The sequence below is a fragment of the Actinomycetospora sp. NBRC 106378 genome (assembly GCF_030269685.1).
Taxonomy (GTDB): Bacteria; Actinomycetota; Actinomycetes; order Mycobacteriales; family Pseudonocardiaceae; genus Actinomycetospora.
The window spans coordinates 597,643-611,149 of sequence record NZ_BSTT01000003.1; the positions used below are offsets into that span (position 1 = coordinate 597,643).

A 13,507-nucleotide genomic window follows, 5' to 3' on the forward strand; every position below is an offset into this window, starting at 1 on the left:
GCACCCCCGGACGCCGGACGCTGGCCCCGGTCGGGACGACGGTCACGGAGGCGTGGACATGGCTGACAAGCGACTCAACGGGGTGTGGCGCACGGGTGGCGGCGAGGAGACCTGGTGGACCGGGCTCTCGGCCGCCGATTTCGACGCGAAGAACCGGGACCTCTTCGCCCGGAACATGCGGATCACCGACCTCGAGACCAACGGCGGCTTCACGGCCGTCTGGCACCCGGGCACCGACGGGCAGGTCGTCTGGTACGGCCTGAGCTGGCCGGACTTCGTGCGGCGCAACGACGAGTGCCTGCACGAGGGCCTCCGGCTGGTGAGCCTGCGGGTCGACGACACCCGGCACGCGGCGGTGTGGCGCACCGGGTCCGGCGACCAGCAGATCCTGCGGACCCACAGCGTCGACGAGCTCCTGGCCGCGGACGACCAGCACTTCGCGGCCGGCCTGCGCATCGCGACGATGGTGCAGGACGTCGACCAGGAGGCGTACTACGGGGTCTGGCGCGCCGATCTCGGGACCGGCGCCCAGTTCGTCCACCGGGGCCTGAGCGACGCCGGTTTCTCCGCCGAGGACGCCCGCCAGAACGCCGCCGGCCTCCGGCTCGTCCAGATCACCTCGATCCAGGGCCTCACCGGGATCTGGCGCACGGGCTCCGACGGGTGTGCGTGGGCCTACCAGGAGCCCTACGACGACTTCGTCGCCCTCGAGAACAAGCACACCAGCGCGGGACTCCGCCTCGTGAACCTCTCCGTCGGCTTCGTGTGACGAGCTGCCCCGCAGGCGCGATGCAGTAGTGCACTACGGCAGACGCGGGCATCGGTCCCGGCGACGATCGTCCGCATGTCGTGCCGCTCCTGCCACGCGCATACCCGCCGCGACGTGCCGTCCTGCCCGCGGTGCGGGACGTCGCCCGGGGACGCGAGCGGGGTGGAGGTCACGGCCCCCCTGCTGGTGTCCGCCGGGCGCTCCCGGGTCGACGACGTCGCCGCGCCTCGCCGCCGTGGGCCGAAGCCGGCCGCGCTGCTGCTGGTCGGGCTGCTCGCCTCGGTGTGCCTCGTGCTCGCGTGGAACTCCCGGCTCGGCGAATCCGCCCGCGAACACGTCCCCCGACCCTGGCCGGCGGTCCTGATCGTCGCCGTCCTGCTGGTGGTCCTCGTCCCCGCCCGGTCCGGACGCGTCCGCGCCCGGGTGCGCCTCCTCCGTTCCCGACGACGGGTCGCGATGGGCTCCGAGGTCACCCCGGTCCCCGTACCGTCCCCGGTCCTCCACGTCGCCCGGGCGCCCGGCCCCGCCACCCCAGCACCCGACGACGCCGTCCCGGCACCGATCGACGATCGGGAAGCACCGACGGTGGTCGCCGCCCCTCCCCCGGCCCCGACGGAGTCCGGTGACCACGCCCCGGTCCTGCCTCCCTCCCCGGCCCGGGCCGTGGACGTCCTCGCCCGGGTCGTCCAGGTCGCGGTCGGGCGGGGCCGCCCGTGCGGCGACGTCCGTCTCTCGGCCGTCCGGGTCGCCGACGACGGTGCCGTCGATCTCGTCGACGAACCCCGGGGAACCATGGCGCCCACCGACCTCGACCACACGGCGCCCGAGGTCTTCGACGGCGGCACCGGCCCGGGCGTGGACGTCTACGCGGTCGGGGTCCTCCTGTACGGGTTGCTGACCGGGCGGCGACCGTTCCCGGTGGTCGGGTTCGCCGCCGTGATGAAGGCCCACCTCACCTCGCCGCCCCCGGCTCCGAGCGTGACGTCGGGCGTCCCGGTCGCGTTCGACGACGTCGTCGCCAGGGCGATGGCGAAGGCTCCGGCGCAGCGGTACGGCTCCGTCCCCGAGCTCGTCGCGGCCGCCCGGGCCGCCGCCGGCGACGTGGCACCCGCCCTCGGTCCCCGGACGACGTCCACCGCTGCCTCACCCCCGGTGTCCGCACCGGCCGCGCTCGCCGCGACCGCCGCGACCGCCGCGACCGCCGCGACGTTCGTCCCTCGCCTGCAGGGCCGACGCGCCGCCGAGACCGTCCGGGAGCAGGCACGCCGTCGAGAGAGCACCGCGGTGCCCGGACCGGCCGCCACGGACGCCACCTACCGGCCCCGCAGTGAAGCGCCCTCCGCCACCGACGCGACGTACACCCCGAGGCGGTAGCCGGTGCGTGTCGACGAGGTGATGACGCGGTTCCCCCCGACGATCCGGCTGGGCGCCGAGCTGCGACGGGCGGCCGAGCTGATCGGCAGCTCCGAGGTCGGGCAGCTGATGGTGCTCGACCACGACGGCCGGTTCGTCGGGGTCCTGTCCGAGGGCGACGTGGTCCGCGCGGTGCTCCCGGGCGCCGACGACGTCCGCGAGGCCGGGTCGATCGCCGCGGCCTTCGCGGCGTTCGTCGCCCGGGGGCACGAGCTGGCCGGCCGGGAGGTCGACGCGCTGGTGATCACCGACGCGATCACCCTGCGACCGGAGGACGACCTGACGGCGGCCGCGGTGGTCATGGCCGACCGCCGGATCCGGCGGCTCCCCGTCGTCGAGGACGGACGCCTGTGCGGGACCGTCTCCCGCACGGACCTGTGCCGCGCGGTGCTCGCCCATGCCTGAGGTCCACCTCGTCGTCACCGGTCCCGACGGCGGGCACGAGGAGCACCGGGCGGCGCTGCCGGTCGTGCTGGGGCGCGACCCGGGCACTGCGGACGTCGCGATCGCCGACCGGATGGTGTCCCGCCGGCACGCGCGGCTGGAGGCCGACGGGCACCGGGTGGTGCTCGTCGACCTGGACAGCGCGAACGGCACCTGGGTCGGCGACGAGGCCGTCGACCGGTACCCGCTGCGGGCCGACGACACGGTGCTGCTCGGCGAGAGCCGCGTGACCTGGACCTTCACGGAGCGCCCGACGAACCGGGCCCGCCAGGTCGTCGAGGCGGCCCACGACGAGCTCGGCGGGTTCCTGTCCTTCGAGCACGGCTTCCTGCCCCGGGAACCCCCGCTGACCGCCCTCCCCGTGAGCCACCGGGCGTGGGACGAGCTCGCCGAGCGGATCCCCGCGCTCTTCACCCGGCTCGAGACCCGGCCCGTCGTCGACCGGCTGCCCCTGCTCGACGCGGACGCCGCGGCGCTGCCCGACCGGTACCTGTTCCGGGCGTCCACGCTGCTCGGGATCCTCGCCCACGCCTACTGGTACGCCGAGATCGATCCGCCGGCGGCACTGCCCGAGGCCGTGGAGCGGCCGTGGCGACAGGTGTCCGAACGGCTGGGCAAGCCGGTGCCCTCGGTGTCCTACGTCGACCTGTTCCTCTACAACTGGCGGCTGCGCGACCCGGCCGGCCCGCGGCGGCTCGCGAACCTCGACCTGCTCGTACCGACCTGGGGCAACGACGCCGAACGGATCTTCTACCTGGTGACCACCGAGTTCGCGATGGAGCTCGCACCCGTCCTCGGGGCGATGGTGCGGGCCCAGGAGGCCGCCGTCGCGGCCGACCTGGCCGCCCTCCGGACGGAACTCACCACGATCCTGGCGACCTTCCGCCACCTCACGCGCACGATCTACCCGCAGATCGACCCCAACCCCGCGAGCCTCACCCACTGCAACCAGGTCCTGTGGGCGAAGACCGTCGGGATCGCCGGCGTCCCGATCCTCGAGGGTGCTCCGAGCCCGGCCGGCACCGCCCAGCCGCAGTTCCACGCCATGGACGCGTTCTTCGGGCGCGGCGCGTACGCCTCGACGGTCGGACAGCAGAGCCTCGCGCTGCGCGCCGGGTTCCCCCGGCACTGGGCGGCCGTCGTCGAGGCCCTGACCGAGGTCTCGGTCGCCGACGTCGTGGCCGGGTCCGGCGACGGCGACCTGGCCGGGCTCTGGGACGCCGTGCTCGACGCCTACGCCGGCGACCACGGCTGGATGGGGCTGCACCGGGTCAAGGCCTACGGGTTCCTCGAGGTGGCCTTCACCGTGGGTCGGGCGGTCACGACCGGGGCACGGTTCACCGGACTCTTCCGCGACAGGACGTGGGAGGTCATCGACGCCGAGCTCGCCGAGGTCCGCGACGAACGGTGGCCCGCCACGGGCCGTCCGACCGTCCGGGGGCGGGTGTTGCCGGGACGGGCGCTCACCCCGGGTGGCACCGCCGTCATCGACATCGACGTCGCGGGACAGGGCGTGCAGTACGAACCCGGCGACCGCCTCGGGGTGCTGGCCGAGAACGACGACGACCTCGTCCGCCGGACGCTCGCGGCGTTGCGCGCGACCGGCGACGAGATCGTCGCCCTCACCGCCGACTGGCGGGCGGCGTTGGCCGCCCGCGGCGGCGGGGCGGTCGAGGTGCTCCCGCTGCGCTCGGTCCTCGTCCAGGGCCGCATCCGACCGATGACGCGCGGGGTGGCGAAGCGGCTCGTCGCCCTGTCGGCCCACGGGCCGCTGCGCCGGATCGTGGACGCCCGGATGGAGGACCAGTGGGAGCTCGACGACGTGCTCGGGCTGCTCACGTCCGGCGGGTTCGACGTCACCCGGCTCTGGCGCGCCGCCCCGGACTCGCCCGAGAGCCTGTGCCGGGTGGTGCCGCCGGAGGTGCACCGGCTCTACTCCCTCGCGAGCGCACCCGACGGCTCGGACCGGCTCCGTCTCGTCGTCGGGAAGCTCTCCTACGCGACCGAGCGGACCACCTGGTCCTACCCGCGCGAGCGGCACGGGTCGGCGTCGTCGTTCCTGCACCGGATGACCGAACCGCGGTACCGGCACAAGGACCTCGCGCTCACCGTCGTGCCCACCCCGCGCTTCCGCCTTCCCGACGACGGGTCGGTGCCGGTCGTGATGGTGGCCGCCGGGTCCGGGATCGCGCCGTTCCTCGGCTTCTGTGCCGCCCGGGCAGCCGACCCGGCCGCCGGGCCGACGACCCTGCTCCTCGGCGTGCGCAGCGCGGCCGACCTCGTCGCGCTCCCCGACCTCGACCGGTGGGTGCGCGCGGGGGTGCTGACCCTCGAGGTGGCGTTCTCGCGGGCGGACGAGGCGCTGGAGTTCGACGGCACCGGTCACGTCGTCGTGCCGGGCCGGGCCCGGCGGCTCGACGCCCTGCTCGCCGGACGGAGCGCGCTGCTGGCCGGGATCGCCGAGCGGGGGCACCTCTACGTGTGCGGGCGGGCCGACGTCGCCGCGACCGTGATGGCGACCGTGGGCCGGGCGGCCGGGACGGACACCGTACGGCGGCTGATCGCGGAGGGCCGGTACGCCCAGGACGTGTTCACCACCTACGGCGGGCACGCCCGCGCCCGCGCGCCGATCGACGTCTCGACCCTGGTCGAGCACACCCGCCCCGACAGTTCCTGGACGGCGATCTCGGGCACGGTCTACGACGTCACCGAGTTCGCCGCGCAGCACGTCGGCGGGGTGGAGATCCTGCGGGCCCACGTCGGCACCGACGCCACGGGCGCCTATCGCGGGGTCCTGCACCACGAGCGCCCCGAGGTCGACTCGATGCTCGGGATGTACGAGCTCGGGCCGATGCGCCGGCTCGCGTTCGGCTCGGCCTGGGCGGTGGTGCTCGGCCCCGACGGCCTCCGCCCGCTCGCCCTGGAGCAGCTGTTCACGGCGTGGGTGCGGGCGCTCTACCTCGTGGTCGAGATGGACAACGCGCTGGTCAACGACTACGGCTTCGCCGGCGGAGCGGTCCCGACCCCGTACGTCGCCCAGTTCCTCGCCGAGACCCACCGGCGGTTCCGGGTGAGTTACCTGGACGGTCTGCTCGACGACGAGGTGGCGACCCTCGCGGAGCTCACCACCGCCTTCTGCGCCCCGGACCGCCCGCTCGGCTGGTTCGCGGCCGGCGTCGCCGACCTGCGGGACGGCCCGGACCACCGGGCGGCGCTCGACGCGATGGCGGCGCTGCGGGCGGGGGTGCGGTCGACCCGGGCGCCGGCGATGTGCCGGTTCGTGGAGCAGGAGGACCGACGCCTGCTCGCCGCGCTGCGCGGCGCCCTGCGCGACGGCGTGATCGCCTTCGAGACGCACGAGGCGACCGTGGTCGAGCACGCCGGGGAGGTGCTCCTGGCCGCCCTCGCGCAGGTGCTGGCGGCGGTCACCGAGTACGACCGCCGGGTCGCGACGCACGCCCGGGCCACCGGGTTCACCGGCGCGTCGCCGCTCCCGGCCCCGGCCCCCGACCGCGGCATCCCGGGTCACGGGGCGCCGCTCGTCCCGTGACCCGATCCGCCGTCAGGACTTCTTGCGCTTCTCCCGGACCCGCATGTTGATCTGGATCGGCGTGCCCGTGAGCTCGAAGGTCTCGCGCAGCTTCCGCTCCAGGAACCGGCGGTAGCTCGCCTCGAGGAAGCCCGAGGTGAACAGCACGAACGTCGGCGGGCGGGTCTGGGCCTGGGTGGCGTAGAGGATCTTCGGCTGCTTCCCGCCCCGGACCGGCGGCGGGGTGGCGGCGATGATGTCGGCCAGCCACTGGTTGAGCTGACCGGTCGGGATCCGGCGGTCCCAGTTCTCCAGGGCCGTCCGCATCGCCGGGGCGAGCTTGCGGACCGCCCGGCCGGTCTTCGCGGAGATGTTGACCCGCTCGACCCACGGGAACCGGACCAGCGCCCGCTCCAGCTCGCGCTTCATGGCGTCGCGGCGGTCGTCGTCGACGAGGTCCCACTTGTTCATCGCGAGGACCAGCGCGCGGCCGGCCTCGACCACCTGCGTGGCGACCCGGAGGTCCTGCTCGCTGATCGGCTCCGAGGCGTCGAGCAGCAGCACCGTCACCTCGGCGGCCTCGATCGCGCCCTTGGTGCGCAGCGAGGCGTAGTACTCCATCCCCGAGGCCTGGTGCACCTTGCGGCGCAGGCCGGCCGTGTCGACGAGCTGCCAGACCTCGCCGTCGATCTCGACGAGCGAGTCGACCGGGTCCGTCGTCGTCCCCGCGGTGGAGTCGACCACCGCCCGGGACTCACCGGTCAGCTGGTTGAGCAGCGAGGACTTCCCGACGTTCGGCTTGCCGACCAGCGCGACGCGGCGTGGGCCGCCCTCGAGGTCGACGTCGTCGCGCGGGGACTCGGGCAGCACGTCGAGCACCCGGTCGAGCAGGTCGCCCGAGCCGCGGCCGTGCAGGCCGGACACCGGGTAGGGCTCGCCGAGCCCGAGGCGCCACAGGGCGGCGATCTCCCCGAGCCCGCGCTCGTCGTCGACCTTGGTGGCGGCGAGCAGCACCGGCCGGTCGGAGCGGCGCAGCGTGCGCGCGACGGCCTCGTCGACCGAGGTCGCGCCGACCTGCCCGTCGACCACGAGCAGGATCGCGTCGGCCGTGGCCATGGCGGTCTCGGCCTGGGCCGAGATGGCGGCCTGCATGCCCTTGGCGTCCGGCGTCCAGCCGCCGGTGTCGACGAGGGTGAAGCGGCGCCCGTTCCAGAGGGCGTCGTAGGCGACCCGGTCGCGGGTCACGCCCGGGACGTCCTGCACGACCGCCTCGCGGCGGCCGATGATGCGGTTGACCAGCGTCGACTTCCCGACGTTCGGACGCCCGACGACCGCGAGCACCGGCTGGGCCGGGCGCTCGGAGTCGTGCTCGGGCAGGTCAAAATCCGCAGGTAGTTCCTGCGTCACGTCTTACCTTCCGTTGGCGCTGGACTCGGCCAGCGCGGGAACCAGCATGCCGCGCTCGGCGGCGAGTTCTTCGAGTCGGTCCAGGACGCCCTCGACGTCGAGCGCCGAGGTGTCGACCTCGACGGCGTCCACCGCGGCGCGCAGCGGCGAGGCGGCGCGGGAGGAGTCGAGGCGGTCCCGGCGGGCGAGGTCCGCGCCCGTGGCGGTGGCGTCGGTGGCACGTCCGGCGGACGTGTCCTCGGCGCTGCGGCGTCCGGCGCGGATGGTGTCCGACGCCACGAGGTAGATCTTCAGGTCGGCGTCCGGGACCACGACGGTGCCGATGTCCCGGCCCTCGACGACGATGCCCGACCCGTCGTCGTGCGCCTCGGCGATGATCCGCCGCTGCTCGTCGACCAGGTGCCGGCGCACCTCGCCCAGCGCGGAGATGGCCGAGACGTTCCGCGTGACCTCGACGCCGCGGATCTCGGCGGCGACGTCCTCCGCGCCCAGCCGCACCCGCGGCTCGGCCGGATCGGTGGACATCACGACGTCGGCCGCGAGGGCGACCGCGACGGCCTCGTCGTGGCCGTCGGCGTCGGTGGCGGTCGCGTCGAGCGCGACGCCGGACCGCATCACCGCGAGGGTGGCCGCCCGGTACATCGCACCGGTGTCGAGGTAGCGGGCCCCGAGGCGCATCGCCAACCCGCGGGCGGTCGTCGACTTGCCGGTGCCCGACGGCCCGTCGACCGCCACGACTCCCTGCAGGACCTTCTCCACGACCAGCGCCTCCCGAACGTCCGACCAACACCCGTCCGGGAGTCCATTGTGCCTGATCCGGCGGCCTAGAGGCCCACCGCGTGGTACAACGCTCCGACTTCGTCCCGACCGAGCTTGCGCAGCGTGCCCGGCCGCTGGTCACCGAGGCGCACGTCACCCACCGCGGTGCGCACCAGGCGCTCGACCGGCTTGTCGACGGCCTCGAAGATGCGGCGCACGATCCGGTTGCGTCCCTCGTGGAGCACGACCTCCACCATCACGCGCGCGCCCGACCGGTCGATCACCTTGAAGCTGTCCACCGCGGCGGGTCCGTCGTCGAGCTCGACGCCCTCCCGGAGGCGCTTGCCGAGGTCCTTCGCGATCGGCGTCCGGATCTCGGCGAGGTAGGTCTTGGGGATCTCGTAGGACGGGTGCATCAGCCGGTTGGCCAGCTCGCCGTCGTTCGTGAGCAGCAGCAGACCCTCGGTGGCGGCGTCGAGCCGGCCGACGTGGAAGAGGCCCTTCGTGCTGCCCGCCTTCTCCAGGACGATGTCGCCGACGCAGCGGCGGCCCTCGCCGTCCCACATGGTCGAGAGCATCCCCTCGGGCTTGTTCAGCGCGAGGTGCACGGTCTCGACGTCGGTCACGATGCGGCTGCCGTCGACGTGGATCACGTTGACGTCCGGGTCGACGCGCCGGCCCATCTCCGTGACGACCTTGCCGTCGACCTCCACCCGACCCTGGCGCATCAGGATCTCGGCCTGCCGCCGCGAGGCCACGCCGGCCTCGCTGAGCACCTTCTGCAGGCGGACTCCCTGCTCACCCTCGGTCACGGGACTCCAGCGTAGTCGTGCTCCGGACTAGGCTCGTCCACCGTGTCGACGCCGACCGTCGCGGTCCGCCCGCGCCTCGGGCTCGCGGTCGCGGCCGGAGCCGCCGCCTTCGCGGCCGCGATGGGCGTCGGGCGGTTCGTCTTCACGCCGATCATCCCCGTGATGGGCGCCGACGCGGGTCTCACCACCGCCGACGCCGGGCTCCTCGCCGCCGCGAACTACCTCGGCTACCTCGTCGGCTGCGTCCTCGCCGCCGCCCCCGTCGTCCGTCGCCACCGCAGCGCCTTCCTGACGGCGGGTCTGGTCCTGACGGTGCTCACGCTCGCCGCCATGCCGCTCTCGACGGCGTTCGCCGCCTGGTCGGCGGCCCGTGGGCTGGCCGGCGTGGCCAGCGCGTTCGCGTTCGTCACGGCCGCCGACCTCGTCCTCACGCTGCTGCGCCGTCACGACCGGGACGACCTCGCGGGCTGGGTGTTCGGTGGTGTCGGCGGCGGCATCGCCCTGTCCGGCCTCGCCACACCTCCGGCCGCCGCCCTCGGGGGTTGGCCCGCGACCTGGTGGGTGGCCGCGGCGCTCGCGCTGGTCCTGGGCCTGCTCGCCCTGCGGCTGGCGCGCCTGCCCGTGGGTCCCGACGACGACGGCGCGGCGGCCGGGCCGCCGCCGCGGGTGCTGCTGCTCGCGGCCCTCGGCACCGCCTACTTCCTCGAGGGTGCGGGCTACATCATCACCGGCACGTTCCTCGTCGACGTCGCCACCGACATCGGGCCGCCGTGGGTCGCGGCGGGATCGTGGACGATCGCGGGGCTCGCGGGGGTGCCGTCGTGCGTGCTCTGGGCACGGATCGCGGCCCGCCGCGGCCGGGGACCGACGTTGCTCGTCGCCCTCGCGGTGCAGGCCGTGGGTCTCGCCCTCCCGGCGGTGGTGGCGTCACCGGTCGCCGTCGTGGTGTCGGCGGTGGTCTTCGGCGGGACGTTCGTCGGGATCGTCATGCTGACCCTGCCGCTGGCCCGGACGCTGGCGGGCCGTGGCGCCGGCCCCGTCGTGGCCGTGTTCTCCGCGCTGTACGGGGTGGGGCAGGTGGTCGGCCCGGTCGCCGTGACGCTGGTGAGCGGCGACGACGCCCGGCCGGCCCTCGCGCTCGGCGGGGCGCTCGTCGTCGCCGCGACCCTCGTGGCGGTGCCGCCCGCCCGGTTCGGCAGCCGTTCCGGATCTCCCTGATCGCGCCGCCACAGGTGAGCGGCACGAATGCGGCGAACTCGGTGTCGAGCCGCGTCAGCAGCCGTGCCGGACCTCCTGGTCGGTGACCGCACGGGTGTGCAGCTCCCAGTAGTGCTCGGCGATCTCGTCGGGGTCCCACTGTCCGCCGGGCTCGACGGGGCCGCCGACGGTGACCGACGCCGTGAGGACCTCGGGGCGCCAGGAAGTGAGCAGTTCCACGAGCCCGCGCACACCGACCTTGCCCAGCGACAGGCTCGTCAGGCCGGGGTCGGGGCGGACCATGCCACTCGTGATGACGTAGGTCCCGGTCATCTCCGGCAGCAGCTCCCCCGCCGTCGTGATCGCCCCGACCACATTGACCGCGTAGGTGTCGAGCATCGTCGCCTGGTCGAGCTCCCCGGGCTCGTCGGTGCGGATGATCGCCGCGTTGTAGACGACGACGTTCGGGGTGCCGTGCTCGTCGACGAACGCCCGCAGCGCCGCCCGGAGCGCCTTCTCGTCCGTCGCGTCGGCGGTCCGGGTCCAGGTGGTCCCGCCCGCGGCCTCGGCCGCGGTGGCGACGGTCTCCTCCCAGCGGGCGATCAGCCCGACGGTGAAGCCTTCCCGCGCGAACCGCTTGGCCACGGAGGTACCGATCCCGGGGCCTACTCCGACGATGATCACGCTGGTCACGGGGCGGCTCCTCGAGGATGTGGCTTTTCTGGCGCTGGACGACAGCAACGACGCTTTCCTGCCACGCGGGGTGCTACAGCTCGTCGATGTCGTCGACCTCGGGCAGCAGCGGCGCGATCGGGGGCAGCTCGTCGAGCGAACCGAGCCCGAGGCGTTCCAGGAACAGCTCCGTGGTCCGGTACAGCGTTCCCCCGGTGGCGCCGTCCACGCCGGCCTCGACGATCAGTCCCCGGGCGGTCAGCGTGCGCATGACGCCGTCCACGTTGACGCCGCGCACCGCCGAGACCCGCGCCCGCGTGACCGGCTGGCGGTAGGCGACGACCGCGAGGGTCTCCAGGGCGGCCCGGGTCAGCCGGGCGCGCTGGCCGTCGAGGACGAAGCGCTCCACGTAGGGCGCGAAGCGGGCCCGGGAGGCGAACCGCCAGCCCTCGTCGGTGCGGCGGAGCTCGAAGCCACGTTCGCGCATCGGAGCGGAGCCGGACGCGTCGGGCGAGCCGGCGTAGGACGCGGCGAGCCGCTCCAGGGCGGTCGTCACCCGGGCGGCGGGCTGTTCGAGGACCTCGGCGAGCTGGGTCGCGGGCACCGGGGCGTCCACGACCATGAGCACGGCCTCGATCGCGGCGTCCAGCTCCGCCTCGCGCCCGAGCCCGGGGAGCTCGTCGTCGGGAAGGCTCATGGCTCGCTCATTCCCCGGGGTCCAGCGCCGCCGTCCCGCGGTCCTCGGAGTCGGGGGCCCAGCGGACCGCGAGCTCGGCGAAGGCCTCCTCCTGGTCGAGGGCGACCTGGCGGGAGCGGTACATCTCGAGCACGCCGAGGAACCGTCCGACGACCTCGACGCCGTGCTCGCAGTCCGCGCACAGCTCCGCGAACGTCAGGCGACCGGCCTCCTCGAGCCGAGAGCTCATGATCACGACCTGCTCGGGGACCGAGACGCTCGGCGCGTGCAGGTGGTCCAGACCCACCGTCGGCGGCGGCGCGGGCCGGAACACCGCCGCGGCGATCTCGGCGAACCGGGCGGCGTCGACGCCGAGCTCGACCGGCGGCAGCAGCTCGGTCAGCTCCGGCGGCAACGACACCGCCCGCGGGTAGCGCAGCCGCGCCGAGGACTCCAGCTCCCGGAACAGGGCCGCGACCTGCTGGTAGGCGCGGTACTGCAGCAACCGCGCGAATAGCACGTCCCGCGCCTCGAGCAGCGCGAGGTCGTCCTCGTCCTCCACCTCGGCGCTGGGCAGGAGCCGAGCGGCCTTGAGGTCGAGCAGGGTCGCCGCGACGACGAGGAAGCCGGTGGTCTCCTCGAGGTCGGCCGACCCGCCGAGCGCCGCGGTGTAGGCGATGAAGTCGTCGGTGACGCGGGAGAGCGCGACCTCGGTGACGTCGAGCTCGTGGCGGCCGATGAGCTGCAGGAGCAGGTCGAACGGGCCGGTGAAGTTGTGGAGGGTGACCTGGAAGCCGGTGCGCTCCGGCGTGAGGGTCACCGCGCGATGACCTCTCGCGCCAGTGCCCGGTAGGCCTCGGCGCCCTGCGAGCGCGACGCCCACTTCGTGATCGGCTCGCCGGCCACCGTGGTCTCGGGGAAGCGCACCGTCCGGTTGATGACCGTGTCGAAGACGAGGTCGCCGAACGCCTCGACCACGCGGGCCATGACCTCGCGGGTGTGCAGGGTACGGGGGTCGTACATGGTGGCCAGGATGCCGGTGATCTCGAGATCCGGATTCAGCCGGTCCTGCACCTTCTCGATCGTGTCCATCAGCAGGGCCACCCCGCGCAGCGAGAAGTACTCGCACTCGAGCGGGATGAGCACCCCGTGCGCGCAGGCCAGGGCGTTGACGGTGAGCAGGCCGAGCGAGGGCTGGCAGTCGACGAGCACGAAGTCGTAGTGGGGCAGCGCGGGGGCGAGCACGCGCCCGAGGGTCTGCTCGCGCCCGACCTCGCTGACCAGCTGCACCTCGGCCGCGGAGAGGTCGATGTTGCTCGGGAGCAGGTCCAGGCCCTCGACCGCGGTGCGGAGCACGACGTCGTCGAGGGTGACCCGCCGCTCCATGATCAGGTTGTAGATCGTCGTGTCGAGCTCGTGCGGCTGCACCCCGAGCCCCACCGACAGCGCGCCCTGCGGGTCGAAGTCGACCAGCAGCACCTTCCGGCCGTACTCCGCCAGCGCGGCGCCCAGGTTGATCGTCGAGGTCGTCTTGCCGACCCCGCCCTTCTGGTTGCACATCGCGAGGACCGTCGCCGGTCCGTGCCCGGACAGCGGTACGGGCTCGGGGATCTCCCGGCGGGGTCGCGACGACGGGTCGGGCGGCTCGGGTGCGGGCGTCACGGCGGGCACGTCCGGCCGTGCCGGTTCACCCATCCGCAGCGACTCGGCGTCGAAGAGAGGTGCCGACATGATCAGGATCGTCCTCCCTCCGGGTGACCCCCGCGCCTCCGTGGTCCGCCCAGGCTAGGAGGGGGGCCCGAGCGGGGCCATCATGACGCGCCGACGTG

General features: G+C 74.3%; 12 protein-coding genes. 5 read left to right on the forward strand and 7 right to left on the reverse strand.

The window, feature by feature from the left end:
* The first annotated feature begins 58 nt into the window (after positions 1-58).
* The 4 genes from QSK00_RS11280 to QSK00_RS11295 all read left to right on the forward strand — a co-directional run bounded on the left by QSK00_RS11280 (position 59) and on the right by QSK00_RS11295 (position 6,176).
* Positions 59-769 (forward strand): hypothetical protein, encoded by a 711-nt coding sequence (locus tag QSK00_RS11280; protein ID WP_285590536.1) that lies wholly within the window; start codon positions 59-61, stop codon positions 767-769.
* A 162-nt stretch (positions 770-931) separates the two neighbouring features.
* Positions 932-2,143: a protein kinase family protein gene (locus QSK00_RS11285; RefSeq protein ID WP_285590538.1), complete on the forward strand. Its 1,212-nt coding sequence runs from the start codon at positions 932-934 to the stop codon at positions 2,141-2,143.
* A 21-nt stretch (positions 2,144-2,164) separates the two neighbouring features.
* Positions 2,165-2,587: a CBS domain-containing protein gene (locus QSK00_RS11290; RefSeq protein ID WP_285590540.1), complete on the forward strand. Its 423-nt coding sequence runs from the start codon at positions 2,165-2,167 to the stop codon at positions 2,585-2,587.
* Positions 2,580-6,176, forward strand: a complete 3,597-nt coding sequence (locus QSK00_RS11295) for an FHA domain-containing protein (protein WP_285590542.1) — start codon at positions 2,580-2,582, stop codon at positions 6,174-6,176. The genes QSK00_RS11290 and QSK00_RS11295 overlap by 8 nt, the downstream gene beginning before the upstream one ends.
* Positions 6,177-6,188: 12 nt before the next feature.
* On the opposite strand, the gene der is transcribed toward QSK00_RS11295, so the two are convergent.
* The 3 genes from der to QSK00_RS11310 form a co-directional block, all read right to left on the reverse strand.
* A complete protein-coding gene (gene der, locus QSK00_RS11300; RefSeq protein ID WP_285590544.1) occupies positions 6,189-7,562 on the reverse strand; it encodes a ribosome biogenesis GTPase Der in 1,374 nt (457 codons plus the stop codon).
* Positions 7,563-7,565: 3 nt separating this feature from the next.
* Complete coding sequence (gene cmk / locus QSK00_RS11305; RefSeq protein WP_285590546.1) at positions 7,566-8,321, reverse strand: (d)CMP kinase; 756 nt, start codon at positions 8,319-8,321, stop codon at positions 7,566-7,568.
* A gap of 65 nt (positions 8,322-8,386) precedes the next feature.
* On the reverse strand, positions 8,387-9,133 hold the full coding sequence (locus tag QSK00_RS11310; RefSeq protein WP_285590547.1) for a pseudouridine synthase: 747 nt from the start codon (positions 9,131-9,133) through the stop codon (positions 8,387-8,389).
* A gap of 42 nt (positions 9,134-9,175) precedes the next feature.
* Here QSK00_RS11310 and QSK00_RS11315 point away from each other — a divergent pair, with 42 nt between their 5' ends.
* Positions 9,176-10,351, forward strand: coding sequence for a YbfB/YjiJ family MFS transporter (locus QSK00_RS11315; RefSeq protein ID WP_285590549.1), 1,176 nt, complete (start codon positions 9,176-9,178; stop codon positions 10,349-10,351).
* Between the two features lie 54 nt (positions 10,352-10,405).
* On the opposite strand, the gene QSK00_RS11320 is transcribed toward QSK00_RS11315, so the two are convergent.
* The 4 genes from QSK00_RS11320 to QSK00_RS11335 form a co-directional block, all read right to left on the reverse strand.
* Positions 10,406-11,023, reverse strand: coding sequence for an SDR family NAD(P)-dependent oxidoreductase (locus tag QSK00_RS11320; RefSeq protein ID WP_285590551.1), 618 nt, complete (start codon positions 11,021-11,023; stop codon positions 10,406-10,408).
* Positions 11,024-11,096: 73 nt separating this feature from the next.
* Complete coding sequence (gene scpB, locus QSK00_RS11325) at positions 11,097-11,699, reverse strand: SMC-Scp complex subunit ScpB (protein ID WP_285590553.1); 603 nt, start codon at positions 11,697-11,699, stop codon at positions 11,097-11,099.
* Positions 11,700-11,706: 7 nt separating this feature from the next.
* Positions 11,707-12,498 carry a segregation and condensation protein A gene (locus tag QSK00_RS11330; protein ID WP_285590556.1) on the reverse strand — a complete coding sequence of 264 codons (792 nt, stop codon included), beginning with the start codon at positions 12,496-12,498 and terminating at the stop codon, positions 11,707-11,709.
* The gene (locus QSK00_RS11335; protein ID WP_285590652.1) at positions 12,495-13,373 is read right to left on the reverse strand and encodes a ParA family protein; all 879 of its coding nucleotides are present in this window, start codon (positions 13,371-13,373) and stop codon (positions 12,495-12,497) included. Before QSK00_RS11335 ends, QSK00_RS11330 begins: the two co-directional genes overlap by 4 nt.
* Positions 13,374-13,507 lie beyond the last annotated feature (134 nt).